This is a genomic window from Micrococcus porci, from assembly GCF_020097155.1.
GTDB classification, from domain to species: domain Bacteria; phylum Actinomycetota; class Actinomycetes; order Actinomycetales; family Micrococcaceae; genus Micrococcus; species Micrococcus porci.
Genome location: NZ_CP083691.1, coordinates 698,347 through 722,618, shown reverse-complemented (window position 1 = coordinate 722,618; position 24,272 = coordinate 698,347). Strand labels below are relative to the sequence as shown.

33 protein-coding genes and 1 other annotated feature are annotated in these 24,272 nt (G+C 66.6%); of the genes, 23 read left to right on the top strand and 10 right to left on the bottom strand.

Annotated features, from left to right (window positions below; translation table 11 throughout):
• Positions 1–63 precede the first annotated feature (63 nt).
• The 4 genes from KW076_RS03485 to KW076_RS03470 form a co-directional block, all read right to left on the bottom strand.
• On the bottom strand, positions 64–297 hold the full coding sequence (locus KW076_RS03485; protein WP_224356239.1) for a recombinase family protein: 234 nt from the start codon (positions 295–297) through the stop codon (positions 64–66).
• A gap of 236 nt (positions 298–533) precedes the next feature.
• Positions 534–1,067, bottom strand: a complete 534-nt coding sequence (locus KW076_RS03480) for a hypothetical protein (protein ID WP_152744230.1) — start codon at positions 1,065–1,067, stop codon at positions 534–536.
• Entirely contained in the window at positions 1,064–1,504 is a 441-nt protein-coding gene (locus KW076_RS03475; RefSeq protein ID WP_187356490.1) for an HIT family protein, read from the bottom strand. Before KW076_RS03475 ends, KW076_RS03480 begins: the two co-directional genes overlap by 4 nt.
• Entirely contained in the window at positions 1,501–1,977 is a 477-nt protein-coding gene (locus tag KW076_RS03470) for a TIR domain-containing protein (protein WP_031943838.1), read from the bottom strand. The genes KW076_RS03475 and KW076_RS03470 overlap by 4 nt, the downstream gene beginning before the upstream one ends.
• Positions 1,978–2,416: 439 nt before the next feature.
• Between KW076_RS03470 and KW076_RS03465 the strand changes: the two genes are divergently transcribed.
• Positions 2,417–3,199 (top strand): hypothetical protein, encoded by a 783-nt coding sequence (locus tag KW076_RS03465; RefSeq protein ID WP_158497154.1) that lies wholly within the window; start codon positions 2,417–2,419, stop codon positions 3,197–3,199.
• 126 nt (positions 3,200–3,325) lie between these two features.
• Here KW076_RS03465 and KW076_RS03460 read toward each other — a convergent pair whose 3' ends face one another.
• A complete protein-coding gene (locus tag KW076_RS03460) occupies positions 3,326–3,895 on the bottom strand; it encodes a recombinase family protein (RefSeq protein ID WP_031943841.1) in 570 nt (189 codons plus the stop codon).
• A gap of 300 nt (positions 3,896–4,195) precedes the next feature.
• On the opposite strand from KW076_RS03460, the gene KW076_RS03455 reads away from it, so the two are divergent.
• The 6 genes from KW076_RS03455 (at position 4,196) to eno (ending at position 8,323) form a co-directional block, all read left to right on the top strand.
• Positions 4,196–4,702, top strand: a complete 507-nt coding sequence (locus tag KW076_RS03455; RefSeq protein WP_002854163.1) for a universal stress protein — start codon at positions 4,196–4,198, stop codon at positions 4,700–4,702.
• Between the two features lie 5 nt (positions 4,703–4,707).
• Positions 4,708–5,445, top strand: a complete 738-nt coding sequence (locus KW076_RS03450) for a 2,3-bisphosphoglycerate-dependent phosphoglycerate mutase (RefSeq protein WP_063718739.1) — start codon at positions 4,708–4,710, stop codon at positions 5,443–5,445.
• A 20-nt stretch (positions 5,446–5,465) separates the two neighbouring features.
• Positions 5,466–5,945 carry a fluoride efflux transporter FluC gene (locus tag KW076_RS03445; RefSeq protein ID WP_020625841.1) on the top strand — a complete coding sequence of 160 codons (480 nt, stop codon included), beginning with the start codon at positions 5,466–5,468 and terminating at the stop codon, positions 5,943–5,945.
• Positions 5,942–6,313: a fluoride efflux transporter FluC gene (locus KW076_RS03440; RefSeq protein ID WP_002854166.1), complete on the top strand. Its 372-nt coding sequence runs from the start codon at positions 5,942–5,944 to the stop codon at positions 6,311–6,313. The genes KW076_RS03445 and KW076_RS03440 overlap by 4 nt, the downstream gene beginning before the upstream one ends.
• 47 nt (positions 6,314–6,360) lie before the next feature.
• Complete coding sequence (locus tag KW076_RS03435; RefSeq protein ID WP_002854167.1) at positions 6,361–6,846, top strand: inorganic diphosphatase; 486 nt, start codon at positions 6,361–6,363, stop codon at positions 6,844–6,846.
• Positions 6,847–6,988: 142 nt separating this feature from the next.
• Positions 6,989–8,323: a phosphopyruvate hydratase gene (eno, locus tag KW076_RS03430; RefSeq protein ID WP_002854168.1), complete on the top strand. Its 1,335-nt coding sequence runs from the start codon at positions 6,989–6,991 to the stop codon at positions 8,321–8,323.
• Here the strand turns inward: eno and KW076_RS03425 are convergent.
• Positions 8,308–9,234, bottom strand: a complete 927-nt coding sequence (locus KW076_RS03425; RefSeq protein ID WP_002854169.1) for a LysR family transcriptional regulator — start codon at positions 9,232–9,234, stop codon at positions 8,308–8,310. The genes eno and KW076_RS03425 overlap by 16 nt on opposite strands.
• Positions 9,235–9,304: 70 nt before the next feature.
• Between KW076_RS03425 and KW076_RS03420 the strand changes: the two genes are divergently transcribed.
• The 9 genes from KW076_RS03420 (at position 9,305) to KW076_RS03380 (ending at position 16,580) form a co-directional block, all read left to right on the top strand.
• A complete protein-coding gene (locus tag KW076_RS03420) occupies positions 9,305–10,462 on the top strand; it encodes a TDT family transporter (RefSeq protein ID WP_002854171.1) in 1,158 nt (385 codons plus the stop codon).
• Positions 10,459–11,043, top strand: coding sequence for a uracil-DNA glycosylase family protein (locus KW076_RS03415; RefSeq protein WP_002854173.1), 585 nt, complete (start codon positions 10,459–10,461; stop codon positions 11,041–11,043). Before KW076_RS03420 ends, KW076_RS03415 begins: the two co-directional genes overlap by 4 nt.
• Positions 11,044–11,183: 140 nt before the next feature.
• The gene (locus KW076_RS03410; RefSeq protein ID WP_002857200.1) at positions 11,184–11,786 is read left to right on the top strand and encodes a recombinase family protein; all 603 of its coding nucleotides are present in this window, start codon (positions 11,184–11,186) and stop codon (positions 11,784–11,786) included.
• Between the two features lie 6 nt (positions 11,787–11,792).
• On the top strand, positions 11,793–13,187 hold the full coding sequence (locus tag KW076_RS03405; protein WP_002857201.1) for a TnsB C-terminal domain-containing protein: 1,395 nt from the start codon (positions 11,793–11,795) through the stop codon (positions 13,185–13,187).
• Positions 13,184–13,996, top strand: a complete 813-nt coding sequence (locus tag KW076_RS03400) for an AAA family ATPase (protein ID WP_002857202.1) — start codon at positions 13,184–13,186, stop codon at positions 13,994–13,996. Before KW076_RS03405 ends, KW076_RS03400 begins: the two co-directional genes overlap by 4 nt.
• Before the next feature lie 191 nt (positions 13,997–14,187).
• Positions 14,188–14,718 (top strand): TetR/AcrR family transcriptional regulator, encoded by a 531-nt coding sequence (locus KW076_RS03395; RefSeq protein WP_002857203.1) that lies wholly within the window; start codon positions 14,188–14,190, stop codon positions 14,716–14,718.
• Positions 14,715–15,059: a DMT family transporter gene (locus KW076_RS03390; protein WP_031943843.1), complete on the top strand. Its 345-nt coding sequence runs from the start codon at positions 14,715–14,717 to the stop codon at positions 15,057–15,059. The genes KW076_RS03395 and KW076_RS03390 overlap by 4 nt, the downstream gene beginning before the upstream one ends.
• Positions 15,059–15,388, top strand: a complete 330-nt coding sequence (locus KW076_RS03385; protein WP_020628217.1) for a DMT family transporter — start codon at positions 15,059–15,061, stop codon at positions 15,386–15,388. Before KW076_RS03390 ends, KW076_RS03385 begins: the two co-directional genes overlap by 1 nt.
• Before the next feature lie 136 nt (positions 15,389–15,524).
• On the top strand, positions 15,525–16,580 hold the full coding sequence (locus tag KW076_RS03380; protein ID WP_002857206.1) for a DUF8453 domain-containing protein: 1,056 nt from the start codon (positions 15,525–15,527) through the stop codon (positions 16,578–16,580).
• 155 nt (positions 16,581–16,735) lie between these two features.
• Here the strand turns inward: KW076_RS03380 and KW076_RS03375 are convergent, their stop codons facing one another.
• The 3 genes from KW076_RS03375 to KW076_RS03365 form a co-directional block, all read right to left on the bottom strand.
• Positions 16,736–17,407 (bottom strand): metal-dependent transcriptional regulator, encoded by a 672-nt coding sequence (locus KW076_RS03375; RefSeq protein WP_049147408.1) that lies wholly within the window; start codon positions 17,405–17,407, stop codon positions 16,736–16,738.
• A 25-nt stretch (positions 17,408–17,432) separates the two neighbouring features.
• Positions 17,433–18,668 carry an Nramp family divalent metal transporter gene (locus tag KW076_RS03370; RefSeq protein ID WP_104318904.1) on the bottom strand — a complete coding sequence of 412 codons (1,236 nt, stop codon included), beginning with the start codon at positions 18,666–18,668 and terminating at the stop codon, positions 17,433–17,435.
• Positions 18,669–18,777: 109 nt separating this feature from the next.
• The gene (locus KW076_RS03365) at positions 18,778–19,134 is read right to left on the bottom strand and encodes a histone-like nucleoid-structuring protein Lsr2 (RefSeq protein ID WP_104318905.1); all 357 of its coding nucleotides are present in this window, start codon (positions 19,132–19,134) and stop codon (positions 18,778–18,780) included.
• A gap of 238 nt (positions 19,135–19,372) precedes the next feature.
• Here KW076_RS03365 and KW076_RS03360 point away from each other — a divergent pair, with 238 nt between their 5' ends.
• The 6 genes from KW076_RS03360 to KW076_RS12630 all read left to right on the top strand — a co-directional run bounded on the left by KW076_RS03360 (position 19,373) and on the right by KW076_RS12630 (position 22,487).
• The gene (locus KW076_RS03360; RefSeq protein ID WP_164971935.1) at positions 19,373–19,552 is read left to right on the top strand and encodes a hypothetical protein; all 180 of its coding nucleotides are present in this window, start codon (positions 19,373–19,375) and stop codon (positions 19,550–19,552) included.
• A gap of 101 nt (positions 19,553–19,653) precedes the next feature.
• Positions 19,654–19,920 (top strand): hypothetical protein, encoded by a 267-nt coding sequence (locus KW076_RS03355; RefSeq protein ID WP_003038478.1) that lies wholly within the window; start codon positions 19,654–19,656, stop codon positions 19,918–19,920.
• 518 nt (positions 19,921–20,438) lie between these two features.
• Positions 20,439–21,008, top strand: coding sequence for a GNAT family N-acetyltransferase (locus KW076_RS03350; protein WP_224356238.1), 570 nt, complete (start codon positions 20,439–20,441; stop codon positions 21,006–21,008).
• Positions 21,009–21,102: 94 nt separating this feature from the next.
• Complete coding sequence (locus KW076_RS03345) at positions 21,103–21,723, top strand: class I SAM-dependent methyltransferase (RefSeq protein ID WP_224356768.1); 621 nt, start codon at positions 21,103–21,105, stop codon at positions 21,721–21,723.
• Between the two features lie 61 nt (positions 21,724–21,784).
• Positions 21,785–22,105, top strand: coding sequence for a hypothetical protein (locus KW076_RS03340; protein WP_224356237.1), 321 nt, complete (start codon positions 21,785–21,787; stop codon positions 22,103–22,105).
• Positions 22,063–22,159: a sequence feature (AL1L pseudoknot), on the top strand. Its footprint overlaps the gene before it by 43 nt.
• A gap of 16 nt (positions 22,160–22,175) precedes the next feature.
• Entirely contained in the window at positions 22,176–22,487 is a 312-nt protein-coding gene (locus KW076_RS12630; RefSeq protein ID WP_350354985.1) for an IS3 family transposase, read from the top strand.
• On the opposite strand, the gene KW076_RS12625 is transcribed toward KW076_RS12630, so the two are convergent.
• Complete coding sequence (locus KW076_RS12625) at positions 22,394–22,939, bottom strand: CGNR zinc finger domain-containing protein (protein ID WP_224356235.1); 546 nt, start codon at positions 22,937–22,939, stop codon at positions 22,394–22,396. The two genes, KW076_RS12630 and KW076_RS12625, sit on opposite strands and share 94 nt — an antisense overlap.
• A 69-nt stretch (positions 22,940–23,008) precedes the next feature.
• Here KW076_RS12625 and KW076_RS03325 point away from each other — a divergent pair, with 69 nt between their 5' ends.
• Entirely contained in the window at positions 23,009–24,262 is a 1,254-nt protein-coding gene (locus KW076_RS03325) for an MFS transporter (protein WP_224356234.1), read from the top strand.
• Positions 24,263–24,272 lie beyond the last annotated feature (10 nt).

The window sequence follows — 24,272 nt, the reverse complement described above, 5'->3', positions numbered from 1 at the left end:
CGGCCGAGGATGGGGTTCAGTCTGAGGCTTGCCGGCACAACGAGGTGTACAGGGTCTGCCGGCTCACCCCGAACGTGCGCGCCACTTCGGCCTCGGGATCCCCATCTGAATCATCACGCGCGCCTGCTCCACGTCGGTGTCCGAGAGCTTCGGGGCCTGCACGTACTTGCCGCGGGCCTTGGCCAACTCGATGCCCTCGGCCTGACGCTCCTTGATCCGCCGGCGCTCGAACTCAGCGAACGCCGCCAGGATGCCCAGCATGAGCCCGTCCACCGGGAAGGTGCCGGACTTGTCCACGGTGATCCGTTCGGAGATGAACTGAATCGCCCCGGGTCTGATGGAGGCTCTGATCCAACGGAAGGATGCAGAGCATGCCAGCACCACGGAAGTACCCCGGCGAGCTCCGCGAACGTGCTGCGAGGATGACCCTCGAAGCCCGCCAAGACCCCGCCACGAGGTCTGGAGCGTTCCGCCGAGTCGGTGAGCAGCTGGTTAGGTCACGTTGACGCGTTGTTCAGTGCGGGCCGTCTAGCTCAGTGGGTGGCTGCATACCAAAGAACCGCGATTCCAACGGCGAGGAACCCGCCGTAGAAGGGGAAGATCGACCACGAGAACCAGACTCTAGGATCAAAGAAGAACCAGCCACGGAAGGCTGTCCACAAATTCTTCCAGAATCCTGGCTCTTTGTCGTCTTTGTCCTGCGGTGATGGATCGCCATCCGCGTCTGGGATATTTCGGTCGATATTATGCGGGTCGAGCGAGAGTTCGGGAACCTTTTTTCCCGCAACGACGGCATTGTAAAGCCGCCTGTACGCCCTCTCTTGCCGCAGGTAACTCGCATCCATGTAGCCGAAGAGCAGAACGGCTGCGATTCCTAGCATTGCCACAGTTCCCGACCGTTGGGTAAGCGCGTATCCGAACGTCGCGGTGACTACAGGTAGGAGCCAGCTTTTCGCCTGCGTCGAGGAGTGGGCCATTCGGGACACGACGCTTTGAACGTAGTCGAGGTGCTTTAGCCTAACGGTTTCACTCGTGGCCCTAGCCTTCGGTCCGTCCCGCTCCGTCATAGCCGAACCCCTCTGCAAGCGTCGCGGAGCGCGTCCCAAGTTTCGTCTTTCGCGTGTTCGGAGTAGTGAGTCTCCGGAGGCCAGATGCGTCCGATGGCGTCGCCCTTCCATCTCGGGACGAGGTGGACGTGAACGTGGTTGACACTCTGCGTGGCGACTTCGCCGTTCGACTGAATAACGTTAAGCCCTTCGGCCCCGATGGTTTCCACGATTACCCGCGACATGCGCGAGATTAGTAGACCGATGTGCTCGGCATCGTCGTCGCGCAACTCCCAAATAAGTGGGACATGCGCGCGCGGGACGATCATGGTGTGGCCCAGTACGGCTGGTTCCGTGGGAAAGAAGGCGACAGCCTGATCGTCCCGATACACCTCGCGCACATCAGGATCGTTCCGTTGCACAATTGTGCAAAACGGGCAACTGGGTTCAGCAGTCACAGCCGAGTCTTGCCCTGCGTTGCCCATGTCGTCAGGTGATCCTTCAGGTGGTTGTAGGTGGCTTTGGAATCGATCTTTCCTGTCCAGTCGGTCTGTGTCGGATCAAAGATCGGCACTCCTGAGACGCTTGAGATTTTGTCAAAGGGGTTGGGTCCTGATGAATCGACGCTCCCCATTGAGGACAGGCCATGGATCCGAATACCGAGAAGCGGCTTCTTATCATCCCAGGCCTTCTGGATCTCATAATGGACCCATTCACGAGAGGCAGTTTCTTTGCCAATAAGGACGATGACAGCTGACTTCCACTTCATCTTGTCAGAGATCCACTCTTTGATGGCTGTGTCGCCACCGCTCTTGACAGTCTCCCATTCTTGATGATTGAGGATGGGCTGCCCTTCGAGTGCCCCCATCTGTTCGATGAGTTGCACGCGATGAACATCTCGGTCGTAGTGGAAAGAGTAAAAAACGGCCATGTCTTTCTCCTTTGAACTCGTTCTCGGAGAGACGTGGCTCTCCTCTGTTGAGCATACCCGAGCCCCAGGGCCCACACCCTCGATTCTGGGCGCGTGCCTGCTGTCGAGCTGCGCCGGTCTACAGGCCCTGTGTCGGCCCGTCGCGGCGCGGACTACTGCGGTGCTGGTCGTGCTCGAACGGCTCGCTGATCTGCCGCTCCCGCTCCGCCACTTGCCGTCGCTGTTGGTCTAGATCGGCACGTTTGGCCCCGACCAGGCGTGCGGCATCGTCCACTGGGAGGTTACGGAGTTGGTCGGCCTCGGCGCGGAGCACGGCGGCGTGACTACGACTGTCACCCATGCGTGCACCAGTCCCGGTCCACGCGGTCTGCCAGGGTCCTCGTCAGACCCTCGAAGCATTCTCAGACGCGTCCTAGATTCTTCCCCCTAAGGTAACCCTATGAGCCTACGAAAGCTCCGCCCCTACGCGGTTACAGGAGGATTGACCTACCAGAGGCCCGCCGTAAGCGACCTTGCCCGCACCGCAATCCTTCACGAGGGCATCAACCTCCTCGAGCACGCTGCCACCGTAACAATCCGGCACGAAGACAGCCCTATGTATGGGGAGTTCGCCGTTCGCGTGGCTGGTGAGCTCGTGGGCTACCTCGACAGCTCCACCCGGGGCTACCTGGAGCCGGACCCGCGCTTCCGGCACCCTGCCCGCTATCAGGTAATGGTGGTGCGAGAGGGGGACGTCCTAACCATCGGACCCGCTTACGCGTGGATCGGCAAGGATGAGCCCGCGTGGATCTATACCGACGATTCCGCCACTCATCCCGAGAAGCGCAGCGGGAAGAAGTTTGCCCCGGCCACCGTGGAGGCGTCAAAGGTTAAAGGCGCGTTCCCCGTCGCCGGCACAAACACATCACGCGCGGACTCCATGCTCAAGGTCGTGAAGCGGCTAGAGCTCACCGAGGGGGAAACCGTCGAGATACCCGCCGTCATCGAGCGGAGACCTCACGAGTTCGGGCAGAACGAGGCAATCGGCGTCCGGGTAGGAGACGATGTTATTGGCAAACTCTGGGGCATTCACGCGCCCGCTTTTGGCGACCTCAGAGGCGACCGCACCGTTCCCGTCGTCCTCCGCCTTGAAGTCCGCAACCTCTGGGACAACGGCGTGCGCGTCGTTGGGGCCATCTGGTCCGGTGGCGGAACAACCAACTGGACCAATATCGCCAGCTGATCACAGCATTCGACCCATCACTTCGTGCCGAAGATCCCCGGTATGCGAGCTTTCCTTGCCGCGCGCTCGTAAAGAGCAGGCCCATCTATCGGGTTAAATCGGTCATTTGAGCCGCGCGTGGAGTGACTACGGAGCGACGCGGCGCAGCGAGGCATACAGCGTCTGCCGGCTCACCCCGAACGTGCGCGCCACCTCCGCCTTTGGGATCCCTATGGAGATCATCACGCGCGCCTGCTCCACGTCGAGGTCCGACATCTTCGGGGCCTGCACATACTTGCCCCTCGCCTTGGCCAACGCGATGCCCTCAGCCTGGCGCTCCTTGATCCGCCGGCGCTCGAACTCCGCGAACCCCGCCAGGATGCCCAACATCAGCCCATCCACCGGGGAGGTGCCAGACTTGTCCACGGTGATCCGCTCGGACACGAACTGCACCGCACACCCCTTGCCGGTGAGCTCATCCACGATCGCGTAAAGGTCCCGGGTGTCCCGTCCCAGCCGATCCATCGAGGCAACCTTCACCAGATCCCCCTCGCGGACGTACCGCATCAGCTCAGCCAACCCGGTGCGCTTGGCCCTCGAGCTGCCCGAGATCTTGTCCTCGAAGATCCGGTCGCACTCCCCCACCGCCTCGAGTTGGCGGTCCAGGTTCTGCTCAACCGAGCTGACTCGCACGTACCCCACAGTCTGTCCAACCACGTTTAAGACCCTCCGTCAGTTATGTCCAACGCCCCGGTTTGGGACCGTCTCTGACGTGATGCTGTGAACAGCTTCGCTCTGTGTCGTCCTTCAAGCTTCTCTCCCTGTCGTCCCGCGTCACGAAGCGGACCGGTTCTCGAGGTGCGGAAGATCGTCGGTGCGGGCATGGGGTGGTGGGTGCATACTGGTGGTGTCTTCGGACCCGGCAGTGGGGCTTGCCGGACCCAACCTCGACACTCGTCGACAACAGTCCCTATCTCAGCTGGTTGCGCTTCTGTGCGCCTGAGGTAGGGAGATGTCATGGTCGAGTCGAACACTGCCGGTGTTGTCGTGGTCGGTGTGCAGTCCGGGCAGGGGCACGACGTCGTCGGTGTCGCGGCTGCCGTCGCTGAACGCTTCAGCGCCCGCCTGGTGTGTGTGGTCGTCGATCCGGCGCTGCTGTCAGCGGGGGTGCGTGCGGACGGGTCGGAGATCATCGAACCGATCGACCCGGACACGGCGGACAGCGACCCGCAGCAGCTCCCCGACGAAGACATGCGGGTCATCAGAGATCTTGCTGCGGCGCGATCGGTCGACGTGGACTTCGTCTCCCGCGTCGGGGACCCGAGTCACGCACTCGCTGCGGTGGCTGAGGAACGTGACGCGGTGATGATCGTCGTCGGATCCCAGGCTGGCCGACGCCGGATAGCGGAACTGCTCACCGGGTCCGTCGCCGCGCACCTGACGCATCAGCAGCACCGGCCGATACTGGTCGTCCCGCACGACCCGGTCGGCGCCACCGTCCTCCTCCCGTCGGAAGCCCCGTGACGGGCATGCTGACGCTCCTGCGGCATGGGGAGAGCACCGCGAACGAAGCCGGCACCTTCACCGGGCTCCTCGACGTCCCGCTCACGCACCGCGGCGAACGGCAAGCATCCGCAGCCGGACAGCTCCTCCGGTCGAACCACATCACGCCGGACGTCGTGGTCACCTCCACATTGCGCCGTGCCGTCCGCACCGCCGAACTGGTCTGCGACGCCCTCGGGACACAGCTGCCCACGGAAGCGGTGTGGCAGCTCAACGAACGCAACTACGGTGCCCTGACCGGGATGACGAAGACCGACGCCCGTCGGATGCTCGGTGACGACGAGTACGTGCGGCTCCGCAGGTCCCGTACCGGCACACCGCCACCGATGTCGCTGCACCTGTGGGAGGAACTGCGGTCGAGCTCCGCGCTGCGCGGCCTGCCCGACGGCGCCCTCCGACGCACCGAGGCACTCTCGGACGTCATCAAGCGGGTCCGCCCCGTCTTGCACGACCGGCTCCTGCCGATGGTGCGGTCAGGGCGGAGCGTCCTCGTCGTCGCGCACGGGAACTCGCTCCGCGCACTCTGCGCATGCATCGACGACCTCACCGACCCGGAGCTCGAGCAGCTCAACCTGCCGACCGGGCAACCCGTGCAGTACCACCTCGCCCCGACGGGTGCTCTCGTCCCGCGGGGTGGGGCGTTCCTGGATCCGGTAGCAGCACAGCACGCCGCGGCGCTGGTCGCGGCAGAAGGCGGAACATGACCACCCGAACGGACACCCCGATGCCCGACGACCAGCTCCCTCCCGACCCGGACGTCGACGTCTCCGACCCGGCAACGACCATGCGGCCGGTGCATCTGCGGTGGCGGTACGTCGGCCTCGTCGCCGTCGGTGGGGCCGGCGGTACTGCCCTCCGCGACGTCATCAGTAGCGTGCTCCCTGCCGATGGCGGGGTGAGTTGGTCGATCTTCTGGATCAACATCACCGGGGCGCTGGCCCTCGGTGTGCTGTTGGAAGCGCTCGCGCACCGTGGGCCCGATGCCGGTCGCCGGAGGGTGCTGCGGCTGCTCCTCGGGACAGGGGTCCTCGGCGGGTTCACCACCTACAGCACCCTCGCCGAGTCCACCGCCGCCCTGTTCCTCGACGGCCACGGCCTCGCTGGCACCGGCTACGCGCTCCTCACTGTCCTATCCGGCGCGATCGCGACCGCCTGCGGTCTCGTCGTCGCCGGCTGGTTCCGTCCCCGAACGGAGGAAGCATGAACGCCGCCCTCATCGTCGTCGTCGCCCTCGGTGGCGGTGCCGGCGCTGCCGGTCGGTTCCTCCTCGACGGGCTGATCAACACCGGCCGGGAGTTCCGGCTCCCCGTCGGCACGCTGACGATCAACATCACCGGGTCGCTGCTGCTGGGGATCATCGTCGGCGCCGCCACGCACCTCGGCGCGGTGCCGGTCGCGGTCCTCGGCACCGGGGTGATGGGCGGCTACACCACGTTCAGCACCGCCAGCTTCGAAACCGTCCGCCTCGCCCGCAGCGGACGGATCACCGCCGCCGCGATCAACGGTCTCGGAATGCTCGTCGTCTCCGTCGCCGCCGCGACCGCCGGCATCCTCCTCGGCGGCACCCTGTGACCACCCCACTCACTGACCACCCACCCGCTCCAGCACCGGAGGTACCCATGCTGTTCGACGTCACGATCGAGATTCCCCGCGGCAGCGGCAACAAGTACGAGGTCGACCACACCACCGGCCGGATCCGGCTCGACCGGGCGGTGTTCACCAGCATGGTGTTCCCCCAGGACTACGGCTCCATCGACAACACCCTCGGCGATGACGGCGACCCCCTCGACGCCCTGGTGCTCCTGCCCCGTCCCACGTTCCCCGGCGTCGTCATCACGGTCCGGCCGGTCGGGATGCTGCGCATGGTCGACGAGAACGGCGGCGACGACAAGATCCTCACCGTTCCCGCTGGCGACGACCGCTTCGCGCAGCTGCGGGACATCACCGATGTGCCGGAACACACGCTGGCGGAGATCGAGCACTTCTTCGCCCACTACAAGGAGATCGAGCACGGCAAGCACGTCACCACCAACGGGTGGGCCGACCGTGCTGCTGCCGAAGCCGTCATCCGCACCGCACAGAACGCCCACACCCGACACCCGTGACCCACGGGTCCACAGACTGCCGCGGGGAGGCACTGGCGCTGAGTGATCGCCAGCAGGTCGTCCCTCCGCCTCCCCGCGGCTTCCCCTTCCAACCACAGACCAGCTCGACGCATGACCCGAACCGAACCGAAGGAGCGTCACCATGAACGACTACATCAGCGGCATCCACCACCACGGAGCCCATCAGGGTGAGTACGTCACCCACCACGACCACCCCGTCACCATCGACGCCGTCCACGGCGCCCGCATCCTCGACTCCCGCGGCTACCCGACCGTCCGCGTGTCCCTCGAGCTCGACGACGGCCGCACCGTCACCGGGGACGCCCCCGCGGGCGCATCCACCGGCGCCCACGAAGCCGTCGAGCTCCGCGACGGCGGTTCCGCGTTCGGCGGCCGCGACGTCACCCAGGCGCTCCACCTGATCGACACCGACATCTCAGGGCTCCTCACCGGCCGGTCGTGGTCGGCGATCGGGCAGATCGACGCCGCCCTTGCCGAACTCGACGGCACCACCGGGTACCGCCGGCTCGGCGCGAACAGCGTTGTCGCCACCTCGATCGCCGCATCCAGGGCCCTCGCCCATGCCGCGGACCTCCCGCTCTGGCAGTGGATCGCTGAGATCACCGGCTCGACGCCGCGGATGCCGGTCCCGCACTTCAACGTCCTCAACGGCGGCGCGCACGCAGCGAACGAGCTGGACTTCCAGGAGTTCATGATCGCTCCCGTCAACGCAGGCTCGATGGCAGACGCCGTCCGAATCGGCGCAGACGTGTACCACGCTCTCGCGGCGCTGGTTCGGGACCGGTTCGGCAGCCTCGGCCTCGGCGACGAGGGCGGTTTCGCACCGTCGATCGCTGCGCCCGAGGAAGCGCTCGACCTGCTCGTCGACGCGATCCGTACCGCCGGCTACGAGCCGGGCGTCGATCAGGTGGCGATCGCGCTCGATCCGGCCGCGAACGAGTTCTCCCAGGGCGACGGCTCCTACCGGGTGCTCAACGACAGCCTCGACCGGGACGGGCTGGTCGACTACTACCGGCACCTCATCGACACGTATCCGATCCGGAGCATCGAAGACGCGTTCGCGGAAGACGACCATGAGGGGTTCCGCCGCATGCAAGCGGCGCTCGGCGACCGGATCCAGATCGTCGGCGACGACCTCTACGTCACCGACCCACAGCGGATCCGCGACGGCGGCGAGCAGCAGCTGACGAACGCGGCACTGATCAAGCCGAACCAGATCGGGACCGTCTCCCAGACCCTCGGCGCGATCGCCACCGCCAAGAGCATCGGGATGGCCAGCATGGTCTCCCACCGTTCTGGGGAGACCACGGACACGTTCATCGCGGACCTCGTTGTCGGGACCGGCACCGGGCAGATCAAGTCCGGCGCACCCGGCCGCGGGGAACGCGTCGCGAAGTACAACCGGCTCACCGAGATCGCCGAGCAGCACCCGGAGCTGCCCTACGGACTGATCTGACCACCGGTACTCGAGCTGCGAGCAGTGTCCAGGAACGCCGTCACAGCGGGCCCCGGGCGGCCTGACCAGATCGCTCGCAGCGGCCGGATCAGTGGCGGGCCGAGCAGTAGCGCCCGGACGAGGGCACCGTCTTCGAGGTCAGTGTCGACGGTGCGGAGACTCATCACCGCGGGCGCGATGCCCGCTCGAGCGTTGGCGCGGATGATGCCAGTCGTTTCCAGCACTGCAGCCGGCGGGACCAGGGTCAGACCCGCGTCGTCGAGCCACGCTTCGACCGTGGAGCGGGTGCCGGACCCTTCCTCACGGAGCAGCAGGGGTGTCTCCGCGAGGTCATCCGAGGTGATGGCCGAAGCGCTTGCCCAAGGATGGTGCGGGGCGACGACGACCACGAGTTCGTCCTCATCGACCACCAACGATGAGAGGCCAATCGGCGCAGCAGGAGTCTCCGTGAACCCGACGTCGGCAGCGCCGGAACGGACGAGGTCGGTCACGTCGGCGGAGTTCCCCGCGATCAAACGCACCGACGCATCCGGCGTGGCAGCACGGTGGGTGAGCAGCCATCCGGGCAGCAGGAGTTCGGCGATCGTCTGCGACGCTGCGATCACGAGGGATCCCGCCGGTTCCCGCAGCGCGGCGACGCCTGCTTCAAGCCGCCGGGAGGCCTCCAACACCGGGACGGCGAGACCGAGCACCACCCGGCCGGCGTCGGTCAGCGCGGTCCCGGATGCCGTCCGGTGCGCCAGCGGCTGACCGGTCGCCTGCTCCGCGGCACGCAAGCGCGCAGACACCGCCTGCTGTGTCACCCCCAACACCTCGGCCGCGCGGGTCAACGACCCGGTCTCCGCGACGCGGACGAGGACCTCGAGGGTGTCGAGGTCCAGGATCCGGTCCGTCAACCGCCGCAGTGCCACAAGCAACCATTGTGCCCTGCCAACGAGTCCGCCGTTCCCGAACCACGGGGCACACGCGCACGATGGGTGCATGTCCGCTCACCTCGCCCACGCACCCGCAGCCTCTGAGCACGGTGTGCGCGACCGGCGGCTGTTCCGGGAGCTGGAGCGGCCCGGCCTGATCGTGTCGAACCTGACCCCGAACTGGTTCGCGTCGATCATGGGGACCGGGATCGTCGCCGTCGCGGCCGCGTCGTTACCGCTGCAGTTCCCCGGTCTGCGCACGGCGGCGACGGTCGTCTGGGCGATCGCGGCGGTCCTGCTCGTCGCCCTCACCATCGCGACGGTCCTGCACTGGGTCCGCTACCGGAGCACCGCAGCGAAGCACCACCTCAACCCGGTGATTTCCCACTTCTACGGCGCACCGCCCATGGCGTTCCTCACCGTCGGCGCCGGCACGATCCTCCTCGGCAAGGACTGGATCGGCCTCCCCGCCGCCGTCACCGTCGACTGGGTCCTCTGGACCATCGGCACCATCGGCGGCCTGCTCACCGCGGTCCTGGTGCCGTACCTGGCGTTCACCCGCCACGAGAACACGCCCGAATCCGCGTTCGGCGGCTGGCTGATGCCGATCGTCCCGCCGATGGTGTCCGCCTCGACCGGTGCGCTCCTCCTGCCGTATGCCCCCGCCGGGCAGGCACGGGAGACCCTGCTGTGGTCCTGCTACGGCTTCTTCGGCCTCAGCCTCATCACGTCCCTGGTCGTCATTACGCTGATCTGGAACCGTCTCGCGCAACACAAGGTCGGTGCCGCCGGTATGGTGCCGACCCTGTGGATCGTCCTCGGACCGGTCGGACAGTCCATCACCGCGGTAAACCTCCTCGCATCGAACGCCCCCGCCGTCGTCGACGCGTCGACCGCCCACGCACTGCTGGTCGTGGCGCTGGTGTACGGGTTCGCGATGCTCGGCTTCGCGCTGCTGTGGACCGTCATCGCCCTCGCCATCACCATCCGCACCGCCCGCGAACACCTGCTGTTCAGCCTGACCTGGTGGTCATTCACGTTCCCCGTCGGCACCTGCGTCACCGGCCTGAACGGCCTGGCCCTGCACTCCGGACTCACCGTCGTCGCCGTCCTCGCAGTCGTCTACTACGTGGGCCTCGTCGCCGCGTGGATCACCGTTGCCGTCCGCACCTTCCACGGCTCCGTCATCCGCGGCACACTCCTCGCACCACCACAGCCGGCATGAGCACCCCCGACGAACTCGCGGACGAGGTCGCGGACGTTCGATCCCTGAACGCCCTCGCCGAGGCATGGCGCACCGCACCCGACGGTTCACGGCGGTTCGTCCCGAACTTCGACCCGAGATCCGGCGGCACATCCAGCCGCGTCCTGGTCCTCATGCAGTCGCCCGGCCCCCAGACGATCGCCGCAGCGCACACGGCGATCTGCAGCGAGGACAACCCGGGCCCGACCGCGGCCGCGTTCCGCGCAGCCCGCATCGAGTCCGGACTCGCACGCAACGACTACCTCCGCTGGAACCTCATCCCGTGGGAGATTCTCGGCCGCGTCCGACCTGTGGACATCGACGAGGGGCGACACGCCCTCGAAACTCTGCTCAAGGTGCTCCCCGTGCTCGATGCCATCGTCACGTACGGTACCGCCGCCCTCAACGGAGTCATGCGGCACCTCACCCTGGACGAGCACCCCCGACTCGTACCCGTCATCGCGGCACCACACCCCTCTCCGGCCAACGGCCGCCATCGCGCGGAACAACAACGACGTTCCGTCCAAGCGCTCCGGCTCGCGGCGCTGACTCACCGGCTGTAGCAAATACGAACGACTCCGCTACAACTGCCCGTGCCGACGGTTCGGCAGCGTGTGAGGCGGCGTGTCTTGTAACGGAACCCAATCCCGGAATCTACGTGCCGCCACTACCCCTCCTGGTCGAGTTTCGCTACGTTCTCTCCATGGGTCACCTCCTCGGGTACGCGCGCGTGTCCACCACCGACCAGGACGCGTCGCTACAGATCGACGCGCTGGGCGCCGCCGGCTGCTACCGCGTGTTCGTCGACACCATGTCCGGGTCGCTGCAACACCGGCCCGAGCTCGACAAGCTCCTCGACCAGCTCCGCCCCGGCGACACTCTCGTCGTCTGGCGACTCGACCGGCTCGGTCGATCCATCCGGCACCTCATCGACCAGCTGCACGCACTCGCCGAACGCGGCATCGGGTTCCGGTCGCTGCAGGAGACCATTGACACCACCTCACCCGGTGGCCGGCTTGTGTTCCACGTCTTCGCTGCGCTGGCGGAGTTCGAACGGGACCTCATCAAGGAACGCACCAACGCCGGCCTCGCCGCCGCCCGAGCCCGCGGCAGAACCGGCGGCCGACCATCTCGGCTCTCCGCGGACCAGGTGCGCACCGCACGCCGGCTCTACGAACAGCAGGACATGACCGTCGCGCAGATCGGCGATGTCCTCGGCGTCAGCCGCACCACCATCTACCGGACGCTCGCGAAGCACGCCGAACCCGTCGCCCGCCGACGCGCAAAGCCCTCACCGACGATGTAGCCGGTCATGGACGCGAGCGAGCGGTGGCGAATCCTTCGACTGCACGTCGAGGACGCAATCCCGCTTGCCACTCTGGCCCGCAGCACGGGCGTCACCGAGCGCACCCTGCAACGCTGGCTCGCCCGCTACCGGACAGGCGGATACGCCGCCCTCGCCGACGACGCTCGCGCCGACCATGGCGTCCGACGCACAGCACCGGAACTCGTCCGCCTGGTCGAAGGGCTTGCGCTCACCAAGCCGCGGCCGTCGATCGCCACCATTCACCGTCAGGTTGGCGTCCACTGCGCTGAACGGGGACTGCCGTCGCCGTCGTACTCCGCCGTGCGGTCGATCGTGAACGGGCTCGATCCCGGAATGGTGACGCTCGCACTCGAGGGGCCAGCGTCATACCGTGACAAACACGAGCTGCTGCTCCGACGTCGCGCGGACCGCCCGAACGCGATCTGGCAGGCGGACCACACGATGCTTGACCTGCTCATCGTCGGGCCCAACGGCAAGCCCGCACGGCCGTGGTTGACGGTGATCCTCGACGACTACTCCCGCGCGATCTGCGGGTACATGGTGTTCCTCGGTGCCCCGTCAGCGGCGAACACCGCGCTCGCGCTGCGCCAAGCGATCTGGCACAAGCCGGAACCGGACTGGCCCGTCTGCGGGATCCCGGACGTGCTCTACACGGACCACGGGTCCGACTTCACCAGCCATCGTCTCGGCGACACCGCCGCTGTGCTGCACCTCCGCATCATCCACTCGCAGGTCGCCCGGCCCCAGGGGCGCGGGAAGATCGAGCGGTTCTTCGGCACGATCAACACCGAACTGCTCCCAACGCTCCCCGGCCATTTCGCAGCCGGATCCTCGGCGCCGACGCCGGCGCTGGATCTCGGCGGCGTCGACAGTGCCATCAGCACGTTCATCCGCAGCTACAACGCCCGCACCCACCGCGAGCTCCGGACGAGCCCACTGCACGCGTGGATTGCAGACGGGTGGCTGCCACGGCTCCCGGAGTCCCTTGAACAGCTCGACGGGTTCCTGCTCACCGTCCCCACGACGCGGGTCGTGCAGCGCGATGGCATCCACTTCGAGGGCCTCCGCTACACCGCGGCCACTCTCGCGCCGTTCGTCGGTAGCACCGTGAGTGTCCGGTACGACCCACGCGACGTCACCGAGATCCGCGTCTTCCACCGCGACGTGTTCCTCTGCACCGCGATCAGCACCGAGCACCAGACCGAGACGATCAGCCTCAAGCAGATCCAAGCCGCCAGGAACGCTCACCGCCGGGCTTTACGCGGGCAGATCCACGAACGCATCGCGATCGTCAATCCCAAACTCGACGACACCACCACACCGGCAGCCGTCGAGACGGATCGGCCGCGACTGAAGACCTACGAGGAGGACCGGTCATGACGAGCCAGTTCATCGTCACCAAGGAGCACCGCCGGTTCGCAGAGTTTGCCGACGCGGTCCGGAAGCAGAACACCATCGGCGTCTGCTTCGGGCCCGCCGGCGTCGGCAAGACCCTCTCAGCGCGCCGCTACGCGCACTGGGACAGCATCGGCCCGTTCATCGCCAGGTGGGCCGCACGCAGTGAAGACGACACCAAGATCTATGCCGCGGCCCACCGCGCCCGGACCGTCTTCTACACGCCCGAGGTCTCCGCGACGATGCGCGCCCTGCAAGAGGACCTCCGGCACGACATGATCCGCACCGAACGCTGCATCGAGGAACACCTCGTCCTCCACGGCGGCCACGTCGACCACGCGCACGGCCCCAACCCGTCACTGCTCGAGCTGATCATCATCGATGAGTCCGAACGCCTCACCGGCAACGCCATCGAGTGGCTCCGCGACCAGTACGACCGAACAGGCATCGCGATGATCCTGATCGGCATGCCCGGCATCGAGAAGCAGTTCACTCACTACCCACAGCTCTACAGCCGACTCGGGTTCGCCCACCAGTACCGCCCCCTCGGCCACGACGAGCTGCTGTTCGTCCTCGAACGTCAATGGCGCAAGCTCGGCAAGACCCTCGACCCCGACGACTTCACTGACGCGCAAGCCATCGCCGCCGTCGAACGCATCACCCGCGGCAACTTCCGTCTCCTCGAACGTCTCCTCCCACAGATTCAACGTGTCCTGAAGATCAACGAGCTCGACGTCATCACCAACGACGTCGTCGAAGCCGCCCGCAGCACCCTCGTCATCGGCACCACCTAACCCGACACGGAACGCAGCGAAAACCGCGACACAGAGCGAAGCTGCTCACACGGGACACTCGGCGCCGCGGATTTTCGCGGCGCTCGGCGTCGTATCTGTGTGTGCCGGTAAGCGATCCCCTTACGGGACGCCTGCTACCCATAGCGCTATGTCACTTGACCGACCAAACGTTTGGTCGGTACTCTCGGGGCATGGCAAAGACGACCGAGCAGCTGCTCGATGATGCGATCGCCGTGCTGCGGCGCGGTGGCGTGGTGACGATCGATTCCGTCGCCTCCGAAGCAGGCATGAGTAAGGCGGGGGTGGTGCATCACTTCTCCTCGAAGGAGGCGCTGATGGTCGGCGTCGTCAATCGGGTGATGGACCTCTGGGAGGGACAGCTCGCCGCGACGATCGGGGAGGTCACCGATCCGGTCGAGCGGCTGCGCGCGTATGTGGACTTCGAGGTGCTCTCCGATTTCGACGGGGGCGATCTCGCGCTGCTCGCGGATGTGAAGCTGCGCGACACTCTCGCCGCCCAGTGGCGGGAGCGCCTGCGGCCCTGGTTCGGGGAGGACGCACCCGGCGACGCTGGCCAGAAAGCCGCGTTGCAGTCGGCGCGTCTGATCGCTGACGGCGCCTGGACCGACCAGGCGCTCGGACTTCTGAGCATGACCGGTGAGCAGCGTGCACTCGTGCGCGGCATCGCCCAACGACTGATCGATGAAGGAGTACAGAAATGAAGTGGGTGTTCCTCGCCGGGGCGATCGCGCTCGAGGTGACAGGCTCCCTGTCACTGAAAGCTGCCGTCGACGCCCCCGGATTCTTCGCGCTCGTCGCGGTCGGCTACATCGGAGCGTTCACGCTCCTGGCCGGCGCGCTCAAGCAGGGCATGCCCCTCGGCGTCGGGTACGGCATCTGGGGAGCCGCCGGAGTGGCCCTGACCGCGATCCTCTCCGCAGTCATCTTCGGAGAGCCGCTGACCGCGCTGATGACCCTCGGCATCGCCGTCGTCATCGGCGGGGTCCTGTGCGTCGAGCTCGGCTCGCAGGCCGCGACGAAGAAGCGTGAAGGGACCGTCTGATGGCCTACCTGTTCCTCATCATCGCGATCATCTTCGAGGTCGCCGGCGCCCTCTCGCTGCGCATGGCGACCTCCGGCTCCAAGAAGAAGGGCCTGTGGCTGCTCGCCGTCCTCGGCGGCTACGGCATCGCGTTCTTCGGCATCACCATGGCCCTCGTGGAGGGCCTGGCCCTCGGAGTCGCCTACGGCATCTGGGCCGCGTCCGGTGTCGCGCTCACCGCGGTCCTCAGCCGCATCCTCTTCAAGGAACCGCTGACCAAGGTGATGGCGGCCGGTATCGGCCTGATCATCGTCGGGGTGCTCATGATCGAGCTCGGAGCCGCGCACTGACCCCCGCGCCGGTGGCCGCCGATCCATCTCAGGCGCGATCCGCGGCCGCCGGCGCCTCAGAGCCTGCGGCGGCACGATGTCCAGACGACGCGCCCCGTCTCTCTAGCCAGTTCCGCCTCGCAGCTACGCTCACCTCATGACCCGGATGAGCGTGCTCGAGGCCTGGACCTGGATCAACGAGTACGGCAGCGCGATCGGCGCCGTCGCCGGCGTTGTCGCCGCGCTCGTCGCGATCATCGCGCTCATCTCCGCCGCCCTGGACAGCAAAGCCCGATCCCAGCCGATGATCGCCGCCGAGTTCCGCCCCGCGGTCGATAGCGACTCCTCCATCGACTTCATCATCACCAACCTCGGACCGACCCCCGCGCGAGACATCACCGTCACCTTTAATCCGCCCATAGTCATCCCCGACGACTCCGACCGGCTCCTCGCGCCCTACCTCGTCAAGCGCTACGAACGCCCCATCCCGGTTCTTAACCCGGGCCAGATTCTCTCGAACACCTGGTGGGCCGGCCGCGCCGGCACCGGGAACGAGCTCACAAACCACGAACCGACGCCCGACGAGGTGAACGTCACCAAGATCTATGCCGCGGCCCACCGCGCCCGGACCGTCTTCTACACGCCCGAGGTCTCCGCGACGATGCGCGCCCTGCAAGAGGACCTCCGGCACGACATGATCCGCACCGAACGCTGCATCGAGGAACACCTCGTCCTCCACGGCGGCCACGTCGACCACGCGCACGGCCCCAACCCGTCACTGCTCGAGCTGATCATCATCGATGAGTCCGAACGCCTCACCGGCAACGCCATCGAGTGGCTCCGCGACCAGTACGACCGAACAGGCATCGCGATGATCCTGATCGGCATGCCCGGCATCGAGAAGCAGTTCACTCACTACCCACAGCTCTACAGCCGACTCGGGTTCGCCCACCAGTACCGCCCCCTCGGCCACGACGAGCTGCTGTTCGTCCTCGAACGTCAATGGCGCAAGCTCGGCAAGACCCTCGACCCCGACGACTTCACTGACGCGCAAGCCATCGCCGCCGTCGAACGCATCACCCGCGGCAACTTCCGTCTCCTCGAACGTCTCCTCCCACAGATTCAACGTGTCCTGAAGATCAACGAGCTCGACGTCATCACCAACGACGTCGTCGAAGCCGCCCGCAGCACCCTCGTCATCGGCACCACCTAACCCGACACGGAACGCAGCGAAAACCGCGACACAGAGCGAAGCTGCTCACACGTGATGCTCTCGTTGGCGGACGGGGTGTGTAAAGGGGTATACCCCCTTGGACAGCCTGCTTCTCGACGGGGGCGGCACCGATGCGCAATGAAGGTGAGGACGATTCATCCTCGAGTCGCGCTCGGCACCAGCCAGATGGCAGCCGCATCCGTCTCGATGAGTTCCACGGGCCCGACTGCGACCACGCGCAGTCGGGAGTGGCCCGCCTCGGTCACCTCGACGACAGTGCCGGGAACGAGTCCGGCCTGCTGGAAGCGGACCAGACGCTGCGGGTCGGCGTCGGAGATGCGTAGGACCCGGTAGAACCCCGGCTCGGCCACGTCCAGGCGGACCGCGTGGGCTGGCTGTGCCCGCTGCCCTTCGGGAGTGGGAATGGGGTCGCCGTGGGGATCGCGCGTGGGGCGGCCCAGCATCTGGTCGATCCGCTCGATCAGCTCGTCGGAGGCGGCGTGCTCGAGTCGTTCGGCTTCCGCGTGGACTTCGTCCCAGGAGTAGCCCAGGGTCGCGGCGAGGAAGCTTTCCAGCAGCCGGTGTCGGCGCACCATCGCGATCGCGTGCTCGCGTCCCTTCCCGGTGAGGGTCACGGGCTTGTAGGGCTGGTACTCGACCAGGCCCTGAGCTGCCAGGCGCTTGACCGTCTCGGTGACGTTGGGCGCGGTGGTGCCCATTCGTGCGGCCAGGCTATTCGTGCTCAGCGGCGCGTCTCCCCACTCCGTGGCAGACCAGATTGCCTTGAGGTAGTCCTGGGCCACCGGAGTGATCTCGTCAAGGCTCATGGCCTGCACGATAGCGGGGCCTCCTTCACTCCTGCCCGGTCAACGTCAGCCACAGCAGCACGGCGTTCAGGGCCACGATCAGAGCCACGACCACCCATGCCGCCGTCTGCAGGGGCGCGGAGTTCACGTGTCGGCCCATCACGGCCCGGGCGCCGGTCAGGCGGACTAGGGGGATCATGGCGAAGGGGATGCCGACACTGAGCAGCACCTGGGAGAGGACGAGCGCCCAGGTGGGATCCACCCCGGAGGCGATGACCAACAGCGCGGGGATCAGCGTGAGCACCCGTCGCACCATCTGAGGGATGCGCCAGTGCAGCAGCCCGCCCATGATCTCCGACCCCGCATAGGAGCCCACCGCGGTGGAGGCCAGCCCGGAGGCCAGCAGGCCGACGCCGAAAAGGACACCCACCGTGGGGCCCAGCGCGGCCGTAATCGCCGCATGGGCACCTTCGATGCTGTCCGTCCCGGAGACCCCGGAGAGGTTGGCCGCCGCCAGCAACAGCATCGCGATGTTCACCGACCCTGCCACCAGAAGGGACAGTCCCACATCCCACCGGGTGGCCCGCAGCAGCCCGCCAAGCGTGGCCGGATTGGTGTGGGCTCCCTGGTGGCGGTCGCGCGCCAGAGCTGAGTGCACATAGATCGCGTGGGGCATCACTGTGGCCCCCAACATGCCGGCCGCCAAGAGCACGGTCTGGGTTCCCTCGAACCGGGGGGCCATGCCCGCCACGGCCTCACCCCAGGAGATGGGCCCGTAGAACAGTCCCGAGACGAACCCGAGGGTGATCACGGCCAGCAGGCCCACGACGACGAACTCGAAGGGCCGCTGCCCGCGCCGGGACTGCACACCCAGCAGGATCATCGAGACCACCCCGACGATCACCCCGCCGGCCAGCAGGGGGATGCCGAAGAGGATGTGCAGAGCGATGGCCCCTCCGATCACCTCGGCCAGATCCGTGGCGGCGGCCACGATCTCCGCCTGCACCCAGTACGCCAGACGCCGCCCGCGCGGCATCCGGTGTCCCAGCAGCTCGGGCAGCGAGCGGCCGGTGACGAGCCCGAGCTTCGCTGAGAGGTACTGCACAAGCATGGCCATCAGGTTCGCTGCGACCAGCACCCAGACCAGCAGATATCCGTACTGGGCCCCGGCCGTCAGGTTCGCCGCGACATTGCCGGGGTCCACATAGGCCACCGCCGCCACGAAGGCTGGTCCCAACAGCCGCACTCCCTGACGACTTGGCCGATCCGATCCGACGGCCATCCGGAGCTCGCGTGACGATGCAGGCATAAGATTTAATATAGCTGAACTCTTGGGGCGCCGGCCCTACGCTCACACAGGACGCGGACCGGCGTCCAAGCGAGTTGCGGGCTCAACCCTTCTTGCCGCGGTTGCGGTAGGCGTCCATGACCTCGACCGGGATGCGTCCGCGGTCCTTGACGTCGAACCCGTTCTCCACGGCCCACAGCCGCACGGTAGAGGCATCCACGCCGGAACCCGAGGAACGGCGAGCCGGGGTCCGCCCGGTGGACGCGGCGCGGCCGGCCGGCCGGGCGACGTCGGTGAACTTCTTCAGCCGGTCCTGGAACTCGGCCATGATCGCGTCCAGCTCGGCCCGGTGCTCCTTGGACAGGTCGATCTCGTAATCACGCCCCGCCACGGAGAAACGCACCGCCTCAGCAGGGGTCGAGCCGTCGAAGTCATCGGCCACGGTGGAGATGATCGCCATTGTCTTTCCTTTCACGAAATGGATTCTTTCCTGATGAACGTATTCCCTTATAAAGTGGACGTCAAATTCCACCCCACCCCCGAGAACGCTCACCGTAATTCCTGGGCGGATCGGAAGACGCCGTGATAGGCGACACCAGCCCGGGCCTTACCCGGCGCTGTTCACCTCGTGGGATCCTGTCCCCAAGAAGTCCGCCTCCGACACCGGGAATCTCCGCCTTCCAGACGAAGGGATCCCCATGCCCCGCAGAGACTCACACCAAGACCTCCGCCAGAAGCTCGAGGCGGTGGAGACGAAGATCTCCCACCACCTCTTTCAGTCACCGGGCATCGCAGAATCCCTGCGCATCGTGGACCAGTCCACGGGAAAGGAGGCCGACGCCGTCGATGCCGTCCTCACATCGCGCGGCCCGGCCTGAAAGAGCTGGGGGCGGAGGCAGCTTCGTACGGCAACCGCCTGGCCAGTCTCGGAGCGAGAATCACTCTCGAGCTCACTGAGGGGGCCAACCCCGAGCTGCACGTGCACGCGCCGTTCTACTCTCGCGCCATCCCTGTCCATCAGATCGCCACGATCACCTGCGGACCCGACGACGGCATGAACCATGGCCTGCTCAACTGGTTCGTCACCGGGCTGGCCACCTCCCCAGACGGGCTGCGGATCAACAACGGAGGCCAGGCCCACATCGACATGAGCACCACTGAGGGGCTGCGCTCTGTCGTGGTCGTCGACGACCTCAGTCAGACCGAGCAGCTCATATGTGCCGTGCGGACGACTTGCTCGCGTTGAGCCCGCCCAAACGGTCGTTTGTGGCGAGGGACCCCGCCATGCGCCGTGCGCGCCACATCCGACCCTGTCCGCCCGCCACATGACTCGCCACAACCGACCCGCCAGAGCGGCAGCCGCCCGTACGTTTCTGGCGGGCCCTGGGGCGCGCGGGAGCGCCCACCGGGACACCCAGATTTCACGCCGACCGGATCCCGCCTGATATGCGAAGAGTTCACCGCGCGTCGTGTGAACTCTTCGCTGCATCTCGACAACGAGACGAATGTCGAGATGCAGCGAAGATTTCAGAAACGCATGAATATGTTTCATATCCGGGTGAGCACTTGAACCCTTGACGCCGGGGCAGATCCTGCCCCGCCGCATTCAGGGGCCGTGGGTCCATGTCGAGATGCAGCGAAGATTTCAGAAACGCATGAATATGTTTCATATCCGGGTGAGCACTTGAACCCTTGACGCCGGGGCAGATCCTGCCCCGCCGCATTCAGGGGCCGTGGGTCCAAGCCCTCTGCGAGAATTGGCGTATGGATCTGGCTCCTTCCTCCTCGCCCACGATCGAGCTGAGCTGGCACGCCGACCTGACGCCTGGCCAGCTGGATGACCTGAACCGCCTCTTCGCTGCTGAATACCTCGAGGACTTCGGAGAATGGGATCCCGACCAGCCGTACGGGTATGCGCCCCATGACATGCACGTCATCGCCACCCTCGACGCGCAGACCGTTGGGCACATCGGATGGGCCCGCCGCTCGATCACTGTGGGTGATCATCATGTAACGATCGCCGGCGTGGGCGGCGTGCTGGTCACCCCGAGCGGGCGCGGCCACCATCTGGGCCAGCGGCTGATGCGGGCAGCGGTGGATTCCATGCGCGCCCACTCCGACGCGGAGTTCGGTTATCTCGGTTGCCACGAGTCCGTGGTGCCGTTCTACGTCTCGTGTGGATGGCGGCGCATCGTCGCCGCTGAACGCTACATTGGGCTCAACGGACAACCATCAGAGAGCGCTCAGGGGGACCCTCTGCTGGTTATGCCGTTGCGCAACGCCAAGCAGCCCTGGTCGGCCGGGGAGATCGACCTCCAGGGGCGGCCGTGGTGACGGGGGAGCGGTCTTCCCTCGTTCCCTTGCCTTGCCGCGGCGCCGCAGTGTTGAGGCTTGCTCAAGAGAAGTGGACTGCCGGCAGGTGCCAGTGATGTCCGCAGAACCCGACGGAATGCGGCCGCATTCCCCGTCCGCCCAAGAGGCCTACGCCGCCCGCGCCGTCGAGTATGCGGACCTGCTCGGGCGCATGGACGCCGTGGCCGACGCCGACAAGAGGCTGGTCGAGGCATGGGCCCAGAGGACGGGCGGGGTTCTGGCAGATGTCGGCTGCGGGCCGGCCCACTGGACCGCGTACCTGCACTCCCTGGGCCATGACGTGAGAGGCATCGAGCCGGTCGAGGAGTTTGTGGCCCACGCGCGCCGCGCCCACCCCGAGGTGCGCGTCGAGCGGGGCTCCTTCGAGACTCTGCCGACGGCCGCCGTCGACGGGATCCTCGCCTGGTACTCCATCATCCACACGCCACCGGCGGAGATGCCCCATCTCTTCGAGCACGCACACCGGTCGTTGCGTCCGGGCGGATCGATGCTGCTGGGCTTCTTCGCGGGAGACGAGGTCGAACCCTTCGACCATGCCGTCACCACCACCTGGCACTGGCCTGTCGACGCGCTCTCACGCCTACTGACCACGGCAGAATTCACCGTGGTCGATCGCGGGACTCGTCAAGATCCCGGTGCGCGTCTCCACGGATGGATCGAGGCCGACCGTGAGTGATTCGTCCGTCTGAAGCGCCCTGGGTTTCGCTCCGATCTACTTCCTCAAGGAGGATCGGATCATGCCCCAGAAGTACACCCCCGAGTTCAAGGCCCGAGCCCTGGAGCTCATCGAGGAACGCATCCGTGCCGAGCAGTGCTCCGGCTGGGGGGCCTGCGTAGCCGTAGGCGAAGCCCTCGGCGGGATCTCCCCTCATACGATGCGGAACTGGTGGAGGCAGGGACGCATCGATCGAGGCGGAGCTCCCGGGGTGAGCACCGACGAGTCTGAAGAGATGCGCCGCTTACGCAGGGAGAACCTCGAACTGCGCCGCGCGAACGAGATCCTGCGCAAGGCCTCGGCTTTTTTCGCAGCGGAACTCGACCGCCCCACGACGAGATGATCGCGTTCATCGACGAACACCGCGAGCGTTTCGGGGTCGAGGCCATCTGCCGCGTGCTCAGCGCGACGGAGTGTGGGTTCATCACCTCGACGTGAGCTACCGGGCCGCGAAGACCCGCCCGGCTTCCACGCGGGCGCTGCGAGACGAGATTCTCATCAAAGAGATCCGACGGGTCCATGCGGAGAACTACTGCGTCTACGGGGTGCGGAAGATGCACCACGCGATGCGCCGCGCCGGGTGGGAGATCGGCCGGGACCAGGTCCGGCGCCCGGGTGGCAGCGGTCGGATTCACTGTCCTCGCCGCTCTCTCAGACGAGCCTGCTTGTTCCGGTTCCCACAGATCGCCATCGAGCACCACTGGCCGGTACGGGAGCGCGAGTGATCGTAGAAGGCCCATTTGCACTCGTCGTCCCTGCAGGCCTTGAGGCGAGACCACGTTCCGTCCACCGTTGCCGCCGCAACGAGGGAGAGAATCCTCCCGGCGACATAGTGCGCTCCGTCTCTCCGAGGGATGAGGCGCAAGCCCTCCTCGGTGAAGGTCGCTTCGGCCTGACTCCAGGCCAGCATTCGATCGAGCACCTCGCGGGCTGCCGGAGGCATTGAACCTCGCGAGTGATGAGCAAGCAGGCTCTCACGCAGTGCCTCACGAAGCTCACCCAGGAGCTGACGGTCGGTCGCACTCGACTCGACCGAGAGTCCTCGTTCCGCACACCACCGACCCCACGTTTCTGACGATTCCAGGGCGTCCGTGCCTTTCTCGATGTCCAGTGTGTTCACGAACGTCCGCACCAGCTCGAGGTCACCCGGCGCGTACGGCTCACTCGAAGATCCCATGCACCGATCTAACCACCAATCTGATCAAGACGGTTGCCAAGAGCATGCCCACGGATAACCATCTATCACATGACAAGAGTTAGCGCGTGGCGCAGTCGGGACTTCCGTCGCCTCTGGGGTGCCTCAACGGCGTCAGCCTTGGGGGGCGAGATCGGCGAGCTGGCCATGCCGGTTCTCGCTCTGGTGTGGTTGGGAGCCTCGGCCGAGGAGCTGTCCTGGGTGCGAGTCGCGACGTTCCTGCCGTACCTGGTACTGCCCCTGTGGCTGGGCGTGCTGGTGGACCGGTGGAGGCGGCGACCCTTGATGATCACGGCGGAGACGGTCAGCGGGATCACTCTGCTCGGTATCGCCGGTGCGGCATTGGCCGGATGGCTCACCGTGCCGGCCCTGGTGGCCGCGGCCGCAGTGCTGGGGGCGATGTCCGTGCTGCACATGCTCGCGGACTTCTCCTTCACCCCCCAGGTGGTCAGCAGGGCAGCTCTCCCGGATGCGAACGCGAAGATGACAGCCACCTACTCGGCGATCGGCATCGGGGGTTCCGGAGTCGGAGGTGCGCTCGTCCAATGGCTCACGGCACCGTTCGCCGTCGCGATCAACGGGGCGGGGCGGCTGCTCTCTGTCGTGCTGCTGCGGCGGATTCAGACCCACGAGCCGCCTGCGGAGGCTCCCGACACTTCGGCTCGACAACAGGCCCGGGAGGGGTTCCTGGCCCTGCTTCGCCACCGTGTCGTCCGGGCTCTTGCCGCGGAGGCGACGATCTGGAACCTGGGCAACGAGGTCTTCATGCTCGCCCTCACCGTCCTGATCGTTGACGCCCGGGACGACGGGCCCCTCGTGCTCGGGCTGATCTTCATGGCCGGCGGACTCGGCGCCTTCCTCGGGGCGGGCATCAGCGCCCGACTGACTGAGCGTTTCGGCTATGGCCGATCCCTCATCACGGCCATGCTCGTAGGCAACACGGCGCCGCTGATCGGCGTGCTGTTCAGCTCCGACACCTCCGTGACGTCCCTGGTGGTCCTCGCCGCGGCCTTCTTCGCGTCCGGGTTCGGCACCGGCATCGCGAACTCCCAGGCCGTCACCGTCCGTCAGGTCACGGTTCCCGAGGAACTCCGCGGGAGGGTCAACGCCAGCTACCGCATGCTCTCCTGGGGCGCCCTCGCAATCGGTGCACTGTTGGGAGGCTGGCTGATCTCGGCTGTCGGGGGATGGCTTGCCGCCGCGCTGGGCACGGCCGCGATGGCGGCTTCCACCCTTCCCGTCGCCCTGTCACCGGTGCGGCAGATGCGGGACCTCGACGACGGCGCCCCACCCGCCGCCGAGTAACTCAGCCCCC